Raw genomic sequence first — 17643 nt, 5'->3', positions numbered from 1 at the left:
CTGGGGGTGCTTTTTTTTATTTTTTTTTTTTTTCTTTTTTTGTTTTTGGGGGGGGCCCCCCCCCCCCCCCCCCCCCCCCCACCACCCCCACATGCGGCCGACCCCTCGACGGCCGCTGGAATCTGGTCAATGGGTTGTGATGTGGTGAATTTCGTCCCGGAGTTCCGCGAGAAATTCTCGGGAATCGGTGTCGAACAAAGCCATTCGAGTCAAAGCCACCCAGCGTCGGCGATGGGCATCGACAAGTTCGGGGCCGCGCGTGACCATACTTCCCGGAATAGGTTCCGCGGAGGCCAGCGCGTGGTCCTCGTTCTCGTAGATGACAAATCCGTGCGGGATCGTGGTGCTCGCCTCGACGTCCTGCGGAATCACCCCGATGACGACCGTATCGAGGGTCTCGATCGAGATGATGCGGTCCAGCTGGGCGAGCAGTATGCGATGCGGTCCGGGCCGAAAGCGCAGGGCCGCTTCGGTAATCAGGAATTCGAAGCGTTTCGCGGGGTCGTACAGCACACGCTGGCGATCCAGGCGCGCGGCGAGCGCGGCCGTCAGAGCGTCCGGCGTATACGGCGGATCGAAAGTCGCGAACACCCGGCGGGCATAGTCGGCGGTCTGCAGCAGTCCGGGCACCAGCGTGGGCTGGAAGTTCCGCACCACGTGCGCGTCCTCTTCGAATGCCCGCACATCGTCCTGTAGATGCGGGCGCTCCGCGAGTGAGGCCGCCCAGTCATGCACCTCGGGTGAGTGTGCCGCTTCGGTGAGAGCGCGTAACGACTGCTGACAATCCGCGTCCGCCCCAACCGCTTTGGCCCATTCGAGCACCTGCGGTAGCGGTGGAACCACGGTGCCCGCTTCGATCCGAGACAACGTCGACTGACTGATTCCGACTCGTTTGGCGAGCTCCCTTCCTGAAATTCCGGCCAGGTCCCGCAGCCGACGCAGCTCCGCGGCCAACTGCTGGCGCGGACGCGACTGGTACGCAACCGAATTCGCGGCAGGTGCTGCCGCCTCGGTCGCGCCCTGTGTCGGCTGATTTACTGGAACCATGATGATTCAGATCGAACCATCTTGATTCAGACAAGTCAAGACTCGCCCGCTCACGACCTGAATCAAGGCTTGTGTAGAAGCGTTGTGGCAGTGCATGATCCCTTGCGTCAAGATCGTTTTTGCCGCCCACCGGCGGCACGGGGAGGAACCATGAACACCAAGAGCGCACTCGTCCGCACGGCGCTGGGCACGGCCGCCATCGCCGCCGCCCTCGTGAGCACCGCAGCCGCCGCAGGCGCCGACGTGCAACTGCAGCCGATCGACAACACCCAGCAGAACTCCGAGATCAGCGATTTCGGCTCGGGCAGCGCCGCCGGGTCCGGCCACGCCATCGGCTCGATGCTCGGAAAGCTGCTGTTCCAGAACAACAACTGACCTCGCGTCCGTGCCTCATCCGACAGAAAGCGTCGGGACAGGGTGCGGGTACAAGACCGAAGCTCTCGCGGCCCGGTCGGCTCGATAGGTGCCATCGTTGTCACCCGCCGGCCTTCCGCCGGGCATTTCGCCTGTGAGAGAAGCACTTCGGTCGTACATCCGGCCTGAGTGGTCGAAAATCCCTTCTCGGCGTCAAAATTTGCCGTCCAGGTGCGATCTTTGACCGCTCAGGCCGGATTCCTGCGGTCCGCGGCCAGAGCTGCATTCCCGAGATAGCCGTCGACGCAATCAAGTGGGTGACTTCCTGGACCACGGGTCGGGACAGGGGTCGGCTCCGCACGGATCGGCTCGCTTGGCCGACTCGCCCTGACTCGGCAGCGCAGTTTGTGCGGTTGTCCTCCAGCGTCTGCATGACGTTGAGGTCATCGAGCAGCGCGAGCGTGCCCGGTCGTCGGTGACTGCTGGCTCACCCTCTCGCCTGTCCATCGCGGAATCCTCGCGCCTGCGACCAGGCCGCGATCCCTCGCGGGAGGCCCCGGTCGGTGCGGGTGCGACACCGGTCGAGGACGCCGATAAAGTAGTCGCGGATGACGAGTTCTACCGCTGTTGATGTGCCGAAGTCGCTGGACCGCCGTTTAGGGCGAGTGATGTGGCTGGTTCCGGCGTTTTGTGTGGGCTTCACCGCCCTGTGTCTCATGCTGCCGGTGTGGCCGTTCAAGAAGATCACGGGTGGGTTCATAGACCTGCAGGTGTATCGGCTGGGCGTGCAGGCGCTGTGGCACGGCGGGGATATGTATGGGCAGTTGCCGCAGACCACCATCGGGATCGGGCTGCCGTTCATCTATCCGCCGTTCGCCGCGCTGGTGCTCGCGCCGTTCGCGCTGGTGCCCTGGGATGCGGCTCGTATCGCATTCTTTGTGACCTCGGTGGCCGCGCTGGCGATCTCCTTCTATCTGGTGGCGCGGCGGGTGTGGCAGGGGGAGAGCCGCCGGCGCCTCGGGCTGTGGGTGGCCGCCTGTGCCACGCCGCTGGGCCTACTGCTGGAGCCGACGCACTCGACGCTGGATTTCGGCCAGGTCAATCTGCTGCTGATGGTGCTGGTGGTGGCCGACTGCCTGGCGGAGAAGCCGACGTGGCGGCGCGGCATGCTGATCGGTATCGCCGCCGCGGTGAAACTGACCCCCGCCGCGTTCATCCTCTTCTTCCTGATCCGGCGTGACTACAAGGCCGCTGTCACCGCTGCGATCACCGGCGCCGTGGCAACCGCTCTCACCTTTGCCGTCCTGCCGCACGCGTCGATGAAGTACTGGTTCGGCGGATTGGGCAATGTGTCCGGCCTCAGCGGTTCGGCATTCCACACCAACCAGTCGATTCAAGCCGTGCTGGCTCGACTGGAGATCCACAAGCCACTGCTCACGGTCCTGTGGCTGGTCCTGAGCGCCGCACTGCTGGCACTGGTGCTGCCCGCCATGCGCCGCGCCGCGGACTTCCCGCCCCTGGCCCTGGCGATCAACGCCGTCTTCACACTGCTGGTGTCCCCGATCTCCTGGTCGCACCACTGGATCTGGATTGCCCCCGCCCTCCTGGCAATGGTCGGCTACGCCACCCGACTACCCTGGCGCCGAGCCGCAGGCTGGTACCTGGTCACCGCGATCACCGCCGCGATCTTCGTGATCGGCCCGCAGAACTGGCTCCCCGACGGCGAACACCGCGAATCACACTGGACGCCAATGCAGCACATCATCGGCAACACCTACGTCTGGTTCAGTGTCCTACTGGTAGCACTGTTCCTGTTCAGCACCCGGCGCCCCCGGCTCGATGCCACCTCGCAAGACTCGAGCCATAAGAGCTTGCAGGAGGGCTAACCCGGGATCTGTGCGCCGAGAGCTGCTCCGGCGCCGGCCCCGAGGGTCGCGCCGAGAGCACCGCCCGTCACACCGCCGATACCGATGCCGATGATCGTGGTGGCGGGGCAGACGGGTACTACGACAACGCACCCGATGGCGCCGCCCACGACCGCGCCGACGCCGACGCCGACGACCGTTCCGACAACCGTGCCGACCTGCTCGCCGGCGAGTGATTGATTCTGTCCCGCGGCGACCGGCTGCACAGCAACGGGTTCGACTGTGGGGGATTCGGCCTGCGCGATGCCCGCGCCGGCTCCGAGAAGTGAGGTGGTGATGGCCGCTGCCGCTGCGATCTTGCGAATCATGGTGTCCTCCTGGGAAATTCCTGGAACATCACGATTGTGGTCCGAAAATGGGCTGCGGATAGGGGGATTCGGATTAGTGCTGGGAGTTGGCCGCGGCCAGCAGTCCGGCGCGATCGGTGACGATGATCCGCCCGCGCCGCAGTGCGACGATGCCGCGCTGTTCCAGATCGCGCAGCACTCGGTTGGCGGTGACCCGGGTGGTTCCGGCCATCGAGGCCAGATCGTCCTGGGTGAGCCGGATTTCGGCGATCGGTGCGGGTCCGCCGTAGATGCGGGCGAGGTTGGCCAGTCGGCGCACCACTCGCGCCTCGACCGGAAGGTAAAGCGCTTCCAGCACATTCGCGGACAGTCGCCGCACCTGTTCGACCAGGGTGGCGGTGAGCATGCGGTCGATACCGGGATTGGCGGCGCGCAGCACGTCGAGTTGAGCCCGGCTCAGGGTGAGGGTCTCGGCATTCTCCGCCGCCTCCACAGTCGCCGTCCGGACGGCATCAGGGCTGAGCACCGCCAGTTCACCGAACGAATCGCCGGGGCCGATCATGGTCAGGGTGGCGGTGTAGCCGAGCGGGGTCGCGACCCGGATCAGCAGCAATCCGGACTTGATCAGATGCAGACAGTCGCCGGGATCGCCCTCGTGGCAGAGGATTTCGCGGCGTTTGAAGCGGCGGGGAATGCAGGAGGCGAGGACCTCGCGGCGTTCGGCCGGATCGAGACTGCGCAGCAGCGTGAATTCGGTGGTCACCGCAGACCCCGCAGGACGAAGCAGGTCACCGGCTCGCGGCGGCCCTTCACCGAGATCGCGTGCAACGGCTGCACCAGCGCCCGGGAACCGAGCTGGGTCTGGGTGAGCGGCCCGATCACCACATCACCGGGCTGCGCCACGCCCTGCAGCCGGGCCGCGGTATTGGTGGTGTCGCCGATCGCGGTGTAGTTGCGCATCTGTGCCGCACCGATATTGCCGACCAGCGCCGGTCCGGTATTGACCCCGACCCGGAACCGCGGCCAGTCCGGCCGTCCCGCCGCAATATGCGCGACCGCCTGCTGGAGCACCAGCCCCGCCCGGGCGGCGCGCAGCGCGTGATCAGGTTGTGCGGTAGGCACATTGAACACCGCCATCACCGCATCGCCGACGAACTGCACCACCACACCACCCTCGCCCAGGATGACCGGGACGATGGCGCCGTAGTAGGTGTTCAGCATCTGCACCACGAGCGCAGGATCGGTGTGCTCGGCAAAGGGGGTGAATCCGCTCAGATCCGCCATCAGCACGCTGACCTCGGCGATCCGGCCACCCAGATCGGCCTCGGCCGGATTGGCGAGCAAGGCCGTGGCCACCTGCGGAGACATGTACGAGCGGAACAGCTCATCCAATTGCCGGTACAGCCGTGCGTTCTGCTCCAGCACGGCGAACTGGCGCTCGGTGAGCCCGAACCGTTTCGACAGCTCGACACCGACCGAACCGAGCGGCTGATCCGCCGGCACGCCGACGGCCGCGCGCTGGCGCAAGACCTCCGCCATCTCGGTGAGCGCCCGGCTGTAGTCGCGCTCCAGCGCGGCCATGGTCTGGTTGAGCGTGACACTGTCGAACAGACCCAGTGCCGAACCCTCCCGCCGGAATTGCGCGTGACTGCTCAGTGCGATGAGCGCGAAGGCCGCCACCATCAGCACATGCCATTCCCACCACGACGCCTGCCAGCTGCGCCCGTAACCGACCGCCAGCAGTGCCTCGATCAGCAGCACGAATGCGGTCAGCACACTCAATAGCAGCAGTCCGCGGCGGCGAGAGAACTGCCGGGCGTAGGCGATCGCCGCGCCCAGATACGACAGCGAACCCAGATAGGCGAGGATGACCAGCGGCCGCGATGTTTCTGTGGGGCTGGGCATCCCATTGAACGGCGGTAATCCGGTGAGCGAGAACGCCGCCCACACCACCAGCGCCAGGATCGGCAAGGCCGACAGCAACCACACCAGCCGGTTCAGTCGCGCCGCGGCGACCGGACCGTATTCGATCGCCGAGGCCAGCGCGGCGAATCCGCCCAGGGTCAGCCCGACCGGAACCGCGTAGACGAATCCGGCATTGGGCATCTGGATAATGACACCCGGCGTGGCGATCGCGTGCAGGCCCAGAAAGCCCGCCGCGAACTGGAACATCAACGACACCAGGATGAGTCGCACATCGCGGCGGGCGCGTGCGGCGCGGAACAGGATGACGCCCAGCGTCATCGCCAGCGCCGCCGCGGCCAGGACCAGCCAGAAGTGCTGCGGATGGTGTTCGTAGTGAGCGTCGAGCTTCGGATGCGACAGCAGCAACCAGAGCCCGGCCGCGGGAAGGGTTATCGCCGCGGCCCAGGTGAGCACGCTCACTTTCGACACTATTGGACTCTACCCACCGGACTCCAGCTGTCGAATTGCCAGTGGCGCCACCGCAGTACGGCGTCGGATTCAGCGACGCCAGCCGTAGTCGTAGCCGCGGTTGTTGTGGTCGAACCGCTGCCAGTCGTTGAAGTGGCCGCCGTGCCAGTAGTTGGTATCGCAGTAGCGGTAGTAATGCCAGTCGAAGCCTTCGCCCCACTGGCAGGAGGGTTCGAACCAGGTGCGCGCACCTGTTGTCACCGAAGTCTGCATCGGACCACCTGCATCCGGTGTTGCCGCACTGGCGATTCCGGCTCCGGCGCCGCCGATCACGGCGAGAGCGGAGAGCGTGGCGGCGGTCCGGCGGAATGCATTGATCATGTTGTCCTCCAAGGAATTTCACCTGCCCTGTCGGCCGGCGTTCGGTCTGACACCAATACTGGCCCCACTCGGAGCAGAGTTCTGCCACCGCGACAACACCCACTGTGTATCCGCGCTTACACAACAGGGCGACCGGCTGCGGGCATCCGGAGCCGTCGATAATGACCGGTATGGAGACTGCGGGCTTGGTGGCGGAACTGGTTGCTGCGTATCGGGGTGGGCCCGCGCCGCTGGTGCAGATGGGCGATCCGGTGCTGCGGCGAGTGGCGGAGACGGTGGACGGGCAGGTGGGGGCCGAACTGCTGGGGGAGCTGGTGGAGATTCTGTTCGCCACGATGCGATCGGCTCCGGGGGTGGGTGTCGCCGCACCGCAGATCGGAATTCCGTTGCGGGTGGCGGTGCTCGGGGATCCGGCGGGCGTGGCGGAGGAGGTGGCGGTGGCGCGCGGGCGGCGGCCGCTGCCGGAGTTCACCATCATCAATCCCGCGTATACCGCCGAGGGCGACGAGGTCGGGTTCTACGAAGGCTGCCTGAGCATGCCCGGATACCAGGCGGTGGTGGCCCGCCCCGAATCCATCCGCGCGACCTACGAGGATCTGGACGGCACCCGCCACACCCAGCAGCTGACCGGTTGGCCCGCCCGCATCTTCCAGCACGAGACCGACCACCTCGCCGGCATCGTCTACATCGACAAGGCGCAGACCCGATCGGTGACCACCAACGAGCATCTGCAGCAGCGGTGGGCACAGCCCACACCCGCGGAAGCCGCACGGGCACTGGGGTTTCCGCTGCCCTGACCTCGTCGAGCTACCGCCGGGCGTCGCACCGCCCGGCGCCGCAGTCCGGTTCCGGGCTGTCGGTATTCATCGGCGCCCTACGCCGGCGTGCTCCGGCGCAGGGCGCCGATCATGTCGAGGGCGATCTGTCCGGCATCGCGGCGCGCCTGGGCGGCATCGTCGGCTTCGGCTATACCCCAGGCCATTTCGGTGAGTAGCCCGTATATGGCGCGCACGACGAGGTCGGTCGAGCGGGGCTGGAAGATGCCGGCCTCGGTGAGATCGTCGACCAGATTGCGGACCAGGCCCAGCATGTGACGCTCGTCGAGTTCGCGCCAGCGATCCCAGCCCAGGGCGACCGGACCCTCCTGTAGGACGATGCGCTGATACGGCACGCTCGTGCACTCGTCCAGAAACGCGTCCAAGGCCTGAAGTCCGCTGTGCCAGGCGTCGGTTTCGGTGAGCGAGGCGGCGAGGCGGCCGGTCAATTCCTCTTCGATCTGCTCGAAGACGGCTTCGAACAATCCCTGTTTGCCCCCGAAGTGGTGGTACAGCGCGCCGCGTGTGAGACGGGCGGCGCGGGCGATCTCCTCGGCGGACAGGTCGGCATAGCGCCGTTCGATGAACAGCCGGCGACCTGCGTCGAGCAGGGCAGACCGGGTCGCTTCCGCGTATTCCGCACGTAGTCCCTTGACAGCCACACCGGCAATAGTACTCTCACATACAACGTGTATTTGAGATGCAAGGTGTATATGAATGACTGATCTCAGGGATGTCATCGTGGTCGGAGCCGGCGCGGCCGGCTTGGCGGCCGCACGTGCGCTCACCGCAGCCGGTCGTGATGTGGTGGTGCTCGAGGCCCGGGATCGGGTCGGCGGGCGCACACTCAATGTCGAGATACCGGGCAGCGACTCGTATGTCGAAGCTGGAGGCATGTGGGTCGGGCCGGGGCAGGACCGAGTGCTCGCATTGATCGAGGAGCTCGGTGCCTCCACCTACCGGACCCACGACACCGGCGTCCACATCGGCGAATTCGGTGGCCGGGTCACCCGCTATCAGGGCCGCATTCCCAAGCTGAATCCGCTGGCCCTCGCTGATATCGGAATCGCGCAGCTGCGGCTCGATCGCGCCGCACGGCGCGTGCCGCTGCAATCGCCATGGACCGCGCCCGATGCCGCCGAGCTCGACGGTCAGACCTTCGGCACCTGGCTGCGGAACCACACCCATACCGCCACCGGCCGTGCGTTTTTCCGCCTTGTCACCAATGCGGTGTGGTGCGCGGAGCCGGAGGATATGTCAGCCCTGTGGGCGCAGTTCTATATTCACTCCGGCGGCGGCATCGACTCGCTGATCAATACCACCGGCGGTGCGCAGCAGGACCGGGTGATCGGCGGTACGCAGGGACTGTCGATCGCCGTCGCCGCGGAATTGGGTGATCGCGTCATCCTCGGCGCTCCGGTGTCGGAGATCGAGTGGGGTGATGCCGAAGTCCTTGTGCGAGCCGGTAATCGGCGGTTCCGCGGGCGGCACGCGATCATCGCGGTCCCGCCGCCGCTGGTATCGCGGATCCGGTTCGCGCCGGACCTGCCGTCCGAGCGCGCCCAGCTGCTGCAGCGTTTGCCGATGGGTTGGACGATCAAGGTCAACGTGGTCTACGACGAAGCTTTCTGGCGTACGGACGGGCAGTCCGGACAAGCCAATAGCGACCGCCGCGCCCTCGGCACCGTCTTCGACGCCGGTCCGCCGGACGCCGAACCCGCAGCCCTGGTGGGCTTCCTCGAAGCTGGTCACGCCCAGGCCGCCGCGCGCCTGACGCCGAAAGAGCGGCGCGACTTGGTCATCGACGATCTAGCTGCCTACTTCGGCCCCAAAGCGCGCAATCCGGTGCACTACCTCGAGCAGGACTGGGCCGCCGAAACCTACAGCCGAGGCTGCTACGGCGCCTTCGCGACTCCGATGACGTTGACCCGCTTCGGATCCCAACTGCGCTGCCCGGTCGGCCCGCTGCACTGGGCGGGCACCGAAACCGCGACCCGTTGGGCCGGATACATCGACGGCGCGATCGAATCCGGGCACCGTGCTGCCCAAGAAGTCATCGAGAACAACAGCGTCATCTGAAGGGTCGGAAATGGGTACATTCACTACGCGTCCTACATTGCAGGGCACATTCGGCATGGTGTCATCCACCCACTGGCTGGTCTCGGCCGCCTCGATGGCGGTGCTCGAGGACGGCGGCAATGCCTTCGACGCGGCGGTGGCCGGGGCGTTCGTGCTGCATGTCGTCGAGCCGCATTTGAACGGTCCGGCCGGTGAGGTCCCGATCATTCTCGCACCGGCGGGACAGGCGCCGAAAGTGCTGTGCGGGCAGGGACCCGCGCCGGCCGGCGCGACCATCGAGCACTACTCCGGCCTGGGCCTGGATATGGTGCCGGGCACCGGGCCGCTGGCCGCGGCGGTGCCGGGGGCCTTCGATGCCTGGATGCTGCTGCTGCGTGACCACGGCACGAAGCGATTGGCCGAGGTGCTGGACTACGCCATTGGGTACGCAGAGCAGGGGCATCCTGTGCTGGAGGACGTCGGGGCCACCATAGCGGCGATGCGGCACCTGTTCGAGACCGAGTGGACGACATCGGTGCCGGTATACCTCGGCGCTGGAAAGCCGCCAGCCCCAGGGGAATTGCTGAAGAATCCGGCGTTGGCGCAGACCTGGCGCCGCGTGATCGCCGAAGCCGAGGCCGCGAGCACGGACCGCGACGCCCAGATCGAGGCCGCGCGGCGCGTGTGGCGAGAGGGATTCATTGCCGAGGCGCTGGTCGCATGCGCCGCACGGCCCGCCATGGACACCTCCGGCGAGCGGCACGCGGGCACGCTCACCGGCGGCGATCTCGCGAATTACCGGGCGGTGTATGAAGATCCGGCCACCTACACCTGGAACGGGTGGACGATTGCGAAGCCCGGACTGTGGAGCCAGGGCCCGGTATTCCTGCAACAGCTCGCCCTGCTGCCGGAAAAACTGGACTACGGCGCGGCCGACTATTTCCACACCCTGATCGAGGGTTCGAAGCTCGCCATGGCGGACCGCGAGGCCTGGTACGGCGACAGTGCGGATATCGCGCTGGACGCGCTGCTTTCCGCGGACTACAACACCGCGCGTCGAGCGTTGATCGGCGAGGAAGCGTCCTACCGGCTGCGGCCCGGCGCTCCGGACGGCCGGCTGCCCATGCTGGGCGAACATGTGGATTCTGCTGCACTGCACGAGATTCCACTGGGAGCCGGGGAACCTACCGTCGCCAGGACGGGTGCCACCCGCGGTGACACCTGTCATCTCGACGTCGTGGATCGCTGGGGCAATATGGTCGCCGCCACCCCGAGCGGCGGCTGGTTGCAGTCGAATCCTGTTGTCCCCGAACTGGGATTCCCGCTGGGCACCCGGCTGCAGATGGCCTGGCTCGAGCCCGGCCTGCCGAATTCGCTGGTTCCCGGCCGACGCCCGCGCACCACGCTCAGCCCGACCTTGGCGCTACGGGATGGCGAGCCGGTGCTGGCGTTCGGCACTCCGGGCGGCGATCAGCAGGACCAGTGGAGTCTGCACTTCTTCCTGGCCGTGGCCCTGGGCGGAAAGGTCCGCGGTGGTTGGGATCTGCAGGGCGCCATCGATGCGCCGAACTGGCATCAGGACAGTTTCCCGGGCTCGTTCTATCCGCATGCCATGAATCCGGGCGGGGTGACCATGGAATCGCGGGTCGGCGCCGAAATCGTCACCGACCTGCGCCGCCGCGGCCACCGGATCACCGTCGGCGACCCGTGGTCGGAAGGGCGCATATGCGCTGTCGCCCGCGACCCCGCGACGGGCGTGCTGTCGGCGGCCGCCAATCCGCGTGGGATGCAAGGTTATGCGGCCGGTCGCTGAGCATCGTCGCTGAAACAAGCATTACCGACACCATCGAAGAGAGATCTGCTATGCGCAGCGTGGTTCTAGCGGCGCTTGTCGTCGTATCAACGGCAACCGTCACCGCAGCTGTATCAACGGCACAGCCCCCGGACCTCGGCGGTCCCGGGACGATTGTTCAGTCCCAGCCCCTGCCCGAATCCGAGCTGATCACCAATTCCGCCAAGGGATTTCGAATCGTCTACCGGACCACCGGACAGAGCGGCGAGCCGGAAGTCAGCGGCGGTGATGTCTTTCTGCCCGCGGGAACGCCCCCGCCGGGCGGCTGGCGGGTGATCTCCTGGGCGCACGGCACAATCGGGATGACACCGGGCTGTGCCCCCAATCTCGATGGCGGAATGGCGGGTGATTTCAATGAAAGGCCCGAGCTGTCAACCTATCTCGCCCAGGGATATGCGGTGGAAGCCACGGACTACATCGGCCTCGGCGCACCGGGTTTCTACGAATACCTGGCCGCACGAGCAGACGGGCACGCGGTCCTCGATATCGTCCGTGCCGCCCACACCCTCGACCCCGGACTGTCGGAATCGTATGTCCTGGCCGGACATTCGATCGGCGGCCACTCCGTACTCGCCGGTGCGCAGGTGTCCCCGTCCTATGCCCCGGAACTCGATCTGCGAGGCACCGTCGCCTACGCCCCGACAAGCAATGTCGAGGACCTGATCTCCGCCCTCGCCCGCCCCGGTGTGCCCGCCCTGCCATTCCTCGACGGTTTCAAAACCAGACTCCTGATGAGCGTGGCCGGCCTGGACCATGCCCGCCCGGACCTTCACCTCACCGACTACCTCACCCCCCTCGGCAACCAATTGCTCGCCATCGCCGAAACCGCACAGGACTGCGGAACCTCCTTCGAGAGCGCAGCAGCAACCCAGCCGACCGGCCAACTCTTCACCAAACCCCTCTCGGACCCGGCGATAACCGAGGCCCTCCGCGACTACCTCACCGTCCCCGCAGCCGGCTTCCGCCAGCCGGTCCTACTCCTCCAGGGCGCAGCCGACACCCTCCAGCCGATCCCCACCACCCTCCTGCTGCAACAACAACTCCAACAGGGCGCAACCGACAGCCAACTCCTGCTCTACCCCGCAGCCACCCACTTCACAGTCCTTCAGCAATCCGACCCCGACACCGCCTCCTTCCTCTCCCGAGTCCTCCCGACCCACTGACCGCCACCCGGCCGTTCGGCTGAATCCGAACTGTTCGCACCTCCGGCGCGGCCGGAGCGGCTTGGGAAATCACCGCTACGGGAAGTGGCACGCAGTACTTTCGTAGGTGTGAAGGTCAAAAACATGATGTGTCACAGTGCGGTTGTTGCTCTGTTCACTCTGGTTTTGTCCACGCCGGCGGTCGGTTCGGCGGGTGGGGAGGCTGTGCCGGAGGTGGGTTTGCCTGCGGCGCTGGGTGCGGCGGTCGGGCGTGATTTGGGACTGTCGCCGGGGGAGTATGTGCGCCGGGCTGAGGTGGCTCAGCGGCTGGGGTTGTTCGCGGCGGAGCAGAACAGGCGGTCTGCCGGGGCGTTGGGGGGAGTCTGGCTCGATTCTGGTGGTGGGGGAGTGGTCTCGGTGGAGCCCGGCCACGATGACGTTCGCATTGCGGCTCGGCAGGCCGGTTTTCACTTGGCGGATACCGCTGCGGCGCAGTGGGATCCGCGTGCGGATCGGATCGATCAGCGGGTTTCCGGGCTGTCGGACGCGGCTGACCTCGGCGAGAGTGCGGGCGGTGATGGGTATATCGCTGTCGCGCGACCGACAGGGGTGCCGCCGAGTTCGAATCCGAAGGGGAGTCTGTGCTCCTGGGCGTTCAATGCGGCGGCTGGTGATGGCACATCGGTGGCGCTCACGGCGGGGCACTGTAATTTGCTGGCGCTCGCGGACGAGCCGAATATCAGCGATCAGAAGGCATATCAGCTCTTGCCTGACCGCAAGCTCGGCGAGCGTCTCGGTTCGTTCGACAAGTCGGTCGTCGACGGGACCCGTGACTATTCGATTGTTCGGTTGGACGACGCTGCGCGGGACTCGTTCGACAACAATCTGGTTCGGGGGCCGGTCGGCGCCTCCGCGATCGCCGTGACCGGCGTCGGGATTCCGGTTGTCGGCGCTCCGGTGTGCAAGTCGGGTGTCACCACCGGATTCACCTGCGGTGTGATCACCGCCGTGGATCAGCCCGATCCGCTGCGGCCACCGATCCGATTCCAGCACACCGCACTTGCCCTGCCCGGCGACAGCGGCGGTGCGCTCATCTCCGGAACTCTGGCCATGGGCCTCGTCAGCGAGGGCGGCGTGAGCAGCGAACCGGGATTCTCCGATGACAAGCCGGGAGTGCTCGGCACCCCGGGCTCGCCCGCACCTCCGATCGATCTCGGGCGCATTCTGCAGCAGATCGGCCCGCAACGCCTCGAGCAGATCGCCCCCTTCATCACACAGCTGCTACCGCTGGTGCCGCAGGTCACCATGACCGCCCAAGCGGTCGCCGATATCGTCGCGGAGAATCCGGGGCTGCGGATCCGCACCAGCTGAGGGGCCGTGGTACCCGACACCCCGAGTTTCGGGGTCATGACCCAGCGAGTTCTTTACGTAAGGTAAAGACCCGTGTGGAGAGTGGGGTTGTGGGAGTTCAGATATTCGGTGTCAACGGTTTTCGTGCTGTCGGTGAGTGCGGTGGTGGCGTTGGTGCTGGTGTTCGCCACGGTTGATCCGTGGTTGAACGAGTCGGGCGGGATTCTCGCCGGCGGGTTGGATGCGCACGTGTACCGGGATGGCGGGGACCGCGTACTGGAGGGGCGGCCGCTGTATACGGAGTCGACCTTCTTCGGGCTGCTGTATACCTATACGCCGTTCTCGGCACTGGTCTTTCTGCCGATTGTCGTGGTGCCCTGGACCTGGCTCACCTATTCCTCACTGCTGCTGAACGTAGCGGTGCTCTACGGCTGTGTGCTGCTGTGCTGGCGCACCCTCGGATACCGCATCTCCGGCCGACTAGCGGGAATCAGTGCGCTGCTTGCGATTACCTGCCTCTTCCTCGAGCCGGTGCGCACCACGCTGTTCTACGGCCAGATCAATCTGGTGCTCATGCTGCTGGTGCTCTGGGACTTCTCGCGCCCCGGCAACAGCAGGCTGCGCGGCGTCGGCGTCGGTGTGGCAGCGGGGGTCAAACTCGTCCCGGCCTACTTCATCGCACAGTATCTCGCTCTGCGCCAATGGCGTTCGGCCTGCATTGCCACGGCGGTACTGCTCGGCTCCATCGCGCTGGCCTGGATCGTCCTGCCCGAAGATTCGCACCAGTACTGGTTCTCGACGTTCTTCCAGTCCGATCGCATTGCGCCCGATACCAATCCGGCCAATCAATCGATTCGCGGTCTCCTCGCACACCTGACCGACGGCGCGTCTCCGCTGTGGCTGTGGGTCGTGCTGACCGGCCTGGTAGCGATCGCGAGCCTGGCCCTCACCGCCGCACTGCACCGCCGCGGTGAGCGGCTGCTGGCCGTGACCATCGCGGGTATGACGGCCTGCGCGGTATCGCCGTTCTCCTGGGGCCACCACTGGGTGTGGTTCGTCCCCCTGCTGGTGCACCTCGTACACCGGGCCCAGTCGAACCCGCGCTGGTGGATCGCGGCCGCCCTGCTGTTCGTCTCGACCGGCGCCTGGGCCTACCACTGGGGCGAAAACTATGTGTCCGTAGGCATTTTCCTGCTCCCCAAGCCCTGGCACAGCGAGCCGATTCTGGAGAACTCCCACGTCCTGGTGTTCCTCGCCGTGCTCGTCTACGGCTTCCTGATCGCGCGCGGTCCGCTGGCCGGGACCGCTACTTCACGCCTGCCCGCGGAGTGCGTTGAGTCCTGTGGATGAATCCGATCGGACCGCTCGGCCCCGGCGATGAAGGCTTCAATCATCAGATCGCCGATACCGTCGCCACGGTGGCCACCAGTGACCTGGCCTGGACCGAGAAGGTGTGCGCCATGGCGTGCGCGCCGGACGGTTCGCGGCAGCTCGGTTTCGGCCTGGGGCAGTACAAGAATCGCAATGTGCTCGACGCGTATGCGGGCATCTCGCAGGGCGTCGAGCAGATCACCGTGCGTGGCAGCCGCACGCTGGCGCCCGAACCGGAACTGACCTCGATCGGGCCGATCCACTACGAGATCATCGAGCCGCTGCGCAAGATTCGGTTCCGCCTCGACGAAAACGACTGCCAGCCCATAGCTTTCGACTGGCTGTTCGAGGCCGCCCTGCCCGCGCAGCTGGAGGACCGCACCCATATGCGGCGCGGCTACCGCGTGATGTCGGATCTGGTGCGCTACCACCAGATCGGCACCGCCTCCGGCTGGGTGAGCGTCGACGGTGTGCGCACCTCGTTCGACGACTGGATCTCGACCAGAGACCACTCCTGGGGTGTGCGCTACGACGTCGGTGCGCCGCTCACCGATGTCGAATCGATGGACCTGCCGCCGGAGGTGTCGTTCCGGATGATCTGGGCGCCGATCCTGATGACCCGCCCCGACGGTTCCCGCTACGGCCTGCACCTGCACTACCAAATCATCCAAATGGACGGCTATTTCAGCAAAACCGTCATGGGCGGCGTGGAGCACGGCACCTGGTTCGAGAAGTGGAAGGATCTGGTCCCCGACCTGACCTTCGACCCGGTGAACCGCCGCCTGCGCGGCGGCGAGATCCTCGCCACCACCGAGGACGGCAAGGAGCGGGTGCTCACGCTGGAAGCGGTGTCGGACACCGGTTTCCACCTCGGCGCCGGTCTCTACTTCGGCTTCGACGGCCGGCACCACGGATCCTGGCGCGGCCCCCAGCAGCACATCGACGGCGAACGCATCCCCGACTGCTCCACCTATGAGGCCGCCCGCCGGCTCCACCAGATCCGCGACACCGTCATCCGCGTCACCGATTCCTCCGGCGCGATCGGCTACGGCAACTGCCAGCCGATCATCACCGGCGGCGACGAATCTCTCGGTCTCACAAAGGAATCGTCCTTCATGTAGCAGACGGCGGCCACCGGCTGGCCGCGGACGAATCATCCATCGCGGCGTCGAGCGAGTTCCGGCGCTGTCCTACCGGGCGCTGCCGGTAGACCGCTGCGAGGTCTTCGACGTTTCGAGATCCGCGGCGCAGGCGCGCAGGATTCGGCCGAAGACGTGGCTGATGACCGGTCGGCTGATCCAGTGGGTGGCGAAGGCGGTGCCGACGGGGATCGCCATTTCGACGGTGGTCGACCAGACCACCTTGGTGCCGGTCGGGACCGTCGTGAAGGTCATGGTTCCGATCTTGTGCCGGGCCGGGGGGAAGCTGCGGTCGACGACGTAGTCGAAGGAGCGGGGCGGGTCGTAGCGGGTGACCCGCTCGTCGAAGCGCCCGATCAGCCAGGTGTGCACGCGGATCGCGCCGACGCCGTAGGGCGCGTCCTGACCGGGGTGGGTCAGGGTGCAGCGCAGCACCCAGCGGGTGCGCTCATAGTTCGTTGTTGTTGCGCACCAATCGAAGACCTGCTCGATCGGGGCGGCGATGACACGTTCGACGGTGATTGTTTCCATACCTCTGAGACACCGCCCGCCGCGCGACCGTGACATCCGGTCAGCTGTGGTCTCCGTCACGCCGCAGGGTGCGCACGGTATCGGTCGAATGCAGTTTGTCGGGGTTGCGGACCGCATACAGCATCGTGATGCGGCCATCGGCCATTTCGACCATGAGGACGGAATCGAGCCGCCCGTCGGCGGATCGCAACAGGACCGCGGGCAGTGCATTGAAGATGCCGAATTCGGCGCGCATATCCGCCATGCTGGTCCGGGCCAGGCGGATGAGGAAATTGGCCACCTGCGCGGCGCCGCTGATCGGGCGGAGCGCGGCATGGACCTTTCCGCCGCCGTCGGAGATTTGCACGACGTCCGGCGCCAGCACATCCATCAGGGTCTGCACATCACCGGTATTGGCGGCCCGCACGAACTGGCTGATTACCGCCCGGCTGGTATCGCTGTCGGGCTGAAACCGCTTGCGGCGGGCCCGAACATGCTCCCGCGCCCGGTGCGCGATCTGGCGCACGGTGGCATCGGATTTGCCGATCATGTCGGCGATTTCGACCAGGCTGTGGCCGAACACTTCCGACAGCACGAAGACCGCCCGCTCGGTCGGGCCCAGTGTCTCCAGTACCAGCAGCATGGCCATCGACACCGATTCGGCAAGCAGCACATCATGACTGGCGTCGTGCTCCATGCGGATAGGTTCGGGCAGCCACGCGCCCACATAGTCCTCGCGCCGCCGCCGCAGCGACCGTAATCGGTTGAGCGACTGCCGCGTAACGATCTGCGTCAGATAGCCGCGCGTATTCTCCACGGTTTCCGGATCGGTCTCGCGCCAGCGAAGATAGCTGTCCTGCAACACATCTTCGGCATCGGCCGCGCTGCCGAGCATCTCGTAGGCGATGGTGAACAGCAGCGGCCGCAGCTCGTCGAACGGCTCGGCATCGTCCCCCCGGCGAACCTCGCCGACTACCCGTCGATCTTCCACGAATACCAACGTATCCGCGCCAGGCGCTCCAGGCATTGCGGACCGGTC

The 17643-nt window shown here is 66.3% G+C and carries 17 protein-coding genes; 9 read left to right on the top strand and 8 right to left on the bottom strand.

What is annotated here, in order from left to right:
• Positions 1–126: 126 nt before the first annotated feature.
• Complete coding sequence (locus ABZX86_RS26180) at positions 127–1047, bottom strand: helix-turn-helix transcriptional regulator (protein ID WP_355127279.1); 921 nt, start codon at positions 1045–1047, stop codon at positions 127–129.
• Between the two features lie 150 nt (positions 1048–1197).
• Here ABZX86_RS26180 and ABZX86_RS26175 point away from each other — a divergent pair, with 150 nt between their 5' ends.
• Together ABZX86_RS26175 and ABZX86_RS26170 are read left to right on the top strand one after the other, a co-directional pair.
• A complete protein-coding gene (locus tag ABZX86_RS26175) occupies positions 1198–1422 on the top strand; it encodes a hypothetical protein (RefSeq protein ID WP_355127278.1) in 225 nt (74 codons plus the stop codon).
• Between the two features lie 587 nt (positions 1423–2009).
• Positions 2010–3287 (top strand): glycosyltransferase 87 family protein, encoded by a 1278-nt coding sequence (locus ABZX86_RS26170; protein WP_355127277.1) that lies wholly within the window; start codon positions 2010–2012, stop codon positions 3285–3287.
• On the opposite strand, the gene ABZX86_RS26165 is transcribed toward ABZX86_RS26170, so the two are convergent.
• From ABZX86_RS26165 to ABZX86_RS26150, 4 genes are all read right to left on the bottom strand, one after another.
• Positions 3284–3634, bottom strand: coding sequence for a hypothetical protein (locus tag ABZX86_RS26165; RefSeq protein ID WP_355127276.1), 351 nt, complete (start codon positions 3632–3634; stop codon positions 3284–3286). The genes ABZX86_RS26170 and ABZX86_RS26165 overlap by 4 nt on opposite strands.
• A 73-nt stretch (positions 3635–3707) precedes the next feature.
• On the bottom strand, positions 3708–4376 hold the full coding sequence (locus tag ABZX86_RS26160) for a Crp/Fnr family transcriptional regulator (protein WP_355127275.1): 669 nt from the start codon (positions 4374–4376) through the stop codon (positions 3708–3710).
• On the bottom strand, positions 4373–6007 hold the full coding sequence (locus ABZX86_RS26155) for an adenylate/guanylate cyclase domain-containing protein (RefSeq protein ID WP_355127274.1): 1635 nt from the start codon (positions 6005–6007) through the stop codon (positions 4373–4375). The genes ABZX86_RS26160 and ABZX86_RS26155 overlap by 4 nt, the downstream gene beginning before the upstream one ends.
• Positions 6008–6076: 69 nt before the next feature.
• Positions 6077–6367 (bottom strand): hypothetical protein, encoded by a 291-nt coding sequence (locus tag ABZX86_RS26150; protein ID WP_355127273.1) that lies wholly within the window; start codon positions 6365–6367, stop codon positions 6077–6079.
• 170 nt (positions 6368–6537) lie between these two features.
• Between ABZX86_RS26150 and ABZX86_RS26145 the strand changes: the two genes are divergently transcribed.
• Positions 6538–7164, top strand: a complete 627-nt coding sequence (locus ABZX86_RS26145; RefSeq protein ID WP_355127272.1) for a peptide deformylase — start codon at positions 6538–6540, stop codon at positions 7162–7164.
• A 77-nt stretch (positions 7165–7241) separates the two neighbouring features.
• Here ABZX86_RS26145 and ABZX86_RS26140 read toward each other — a convergent pair whose 3' ends face one another.
• A complete protein-coding gene (locus ABZX86_RS26140; protein WP_355127271.1) occupies positions 7242–7844 on the bottom strand; it encodes a helix-turn-helix domain-containing protein in 603 nt (200 codons plus the stop codon).
• A gap of 55 nt (positions 7845–7899) precedes the next feature.
• On the opposite strand from ABZX86_RS26140, the gene ABZX86_RS26135 reads away from it, so the two are divergent.
• The 6 genes from ABZX86_RS26135 to ABZX86_RS26110 all read left to right on the top strand — a co-directional run bounded on the left by ABZX86_RS26135 (position 7900) and on the right by ABZX86_RS26110 (position 16076).
• The gene (locus ABZX86_RS26135) at positions 7900–9261 is read left to right on the top strand and encodes an FAD-dependent oxidoreductase (protein ID WP_355127270.1); all 1362 of its coding nucleotides are present in this window, start codon (positions 7900–7902) and stop codon (positions 9259–9261) included.
• Positions 9262–9316: 55 nt separating this feature from the next.
• A complete protein-coding gene (locus ABZX86_RS26130; protein WP_355127269.1) occupies positions 9317–11053 on the top strand; it encodes a gamma-glutamyltransferase in 1737 nt (578 codons plus the stop codon).
• Positions 11054–11103: 50 nt separating this feature from the next.
• Positions 11104–12255, top strand: a complete 1152-nt coding sequence (locus ABZX86_RS26125) for an alpha/beta fold hydrolase (RefSeq protein WP_355127268.1) — start codon at positions 11104–11106, stop codon at positions 12253–12255.
• A gap of 165 nt (positions 12256–12420) precedes the next feature.
• Positions 12421–13605 (top strand): S1 family peptidase, encoded by a 1185-nt coding sequence (locus tag ABZX86_RS26120; RefSeq protein ID WP_355127267.1) that lies wholly within the window; start codon positions 12421–12423, stop codon positions 13603–13605.
• 108 nt (positions 13606–13713) lie between these two features.
• Positions 13714–14934 carry a glycosyltransferase 87 family protein gene (locus ABZX86_RS26115; protein WP_355127266.1) on the top strand — a complete coding sequence of 407 codons (1221 nt, stop codon included), beginning with the start codon at positions 13714–13716 and terminating at the stop codon, positions 14932–14934.
• Entirely contained in the window at positions 14931–16076 is a 1146-nt protein-coding gene (locus ABZX86_RS26110; protein WP_355127265.1) for a hypothetical protein, read from the top strand. Before ABZX86_RS26115 ends, ABZX86_RS26110 begins: the two co-directional genes overlap by 4 nt.
• 69 nt (positions 16077–16145) lie before the next feature.
• On the opposite strand, the gene ABZX86_RS26105 is transcribed toward ABZX86_RS26110, so the two are convergent.
• Together ABZX86_RS26105 and ABZX86_RS26100 are read right to left on the bottom strand one after the other, a co-directional pair.
• Positions 16146–16625: an SRPBCC family protein gene (locus ABZX86_RS26105; RefSeq protein WP_355127264.1), complete on the bottom strand. Its 480-nt coding sequence runs from the start codon at positions 16623–16625 to the stop codon at positions 16146–16148.
• Positions 16626–16665: 40 nt separating this feature from the next.
• Complete coding sequence (locus ABZX86_RS26100; RefSeq protein WP_355127263.1) at positions 16666–17595, bottom strand: RNA polymerase sigma-70 factor; 930 nt, start codon at positions 17593–17595, stop codon at positions 16666–16668.
• Positions 17596–17643: the final 48 nt, after the last annotated feature.

The organism is Nocardia sp. NPDC006630, from assembly GCF_040611495.1.
Lineage (GTDB): Bacteria > Actinomycetota > Actinomycetes > Mycobacteriales > Mycobacteriaceae > Nocardia.
The sequence above is the reverse complement of the archived record's forward strand: the minus strand, read 5'-3'. Positions and strand labels throughout refer to the sequence as shown.

What these genes read in the sequence shown, in the direction of transcription:
- ABZX86_RS26170 (WP_355127277.1), top strand. Translation starts at nt 2,010, where the DNA reads ATGACGAGTTCTACCGCTGTTGATGTGCCGAAGTCGCTGGACCGCCGT.
- ABZX86_RS26180 (WP_355127279.1), bottom strand. Translation starts at nt 1,047, where the DNA reads ATGGTTCCAGTAAATCAGCCGACACAGGGCGCGACCGAGGCGGCAGCA.
- ABZX86_RS26135 (WP_355127270.1), top strand. Translation starts at nt 7,900, where the DNA reads ATGACTGATCTCAGGGATGTCATCGTGGTCGGAGCCGGCGCGGCCGGC.
- ABZX86_RS26105 (WP_355127264.1), bottom strand. Translation starts at nt 16,625, where the DNA reads ATGGAAACAATCACCGTCGAACGTGTCATCGCCGCCCCGATCGAGCAG.
- ABZX86_RS26150 (WP_355127273.1), bottom strand. Translation starts at nt 6,367, where the DNA reads ATGATCAATGCATTCCGCCGGACCGCCGCCACGCTCTCCGCTCTCGCC.
- ABZX86_RS26110 (WP_355127265.1), top strand. Translation starts at nt 14,931, where the DNA reads ATGAATCCGATCGGACCGCTCGGCCCCGGCGATGAAGGCTTCAATCAT.
- ABZX86_RS26125 (WP_355127268.1), top strand. Translation starts at nt 11,104, where the DNA reads ATGCGCAGCGTGGTTCTAGCGGCGCTTGTCGTCGTATCAACGGCAACC.
- ABZX86_RS26165 (WP_355127276.1), bottom strand. Translation starts at nt 3,634, where the DNA reads ATGATTCGCAAGATCGCAGCGGCAGCGGCCATCACCACCTCACTTCTC.
- ABZX86_RS26175 (WP_355127278.1), top strand. Translation starts at nt 1,198, where the DNA reads ATGAACACCAAGAGCGCACTCGTCCGCACGGCGCTGGGCACGGCCGCC.
- ABZX86_RS26130 (WP_355127269.1), top strand. Translation starts at nt 9,317, where the DNA reads ATGGTGTCATCCACCCACTGGCTGGTCTCGGCCGCCTCGATGGCGGTG.
- ABZX86_RS26145 (WP_355127272.1), top strand. Translation starts at nt 6,538, where the DNA reads ATGGAGACTGCGGGCTTGGTGGCGGAACTGGTTGCTGCGTATCGGGGT.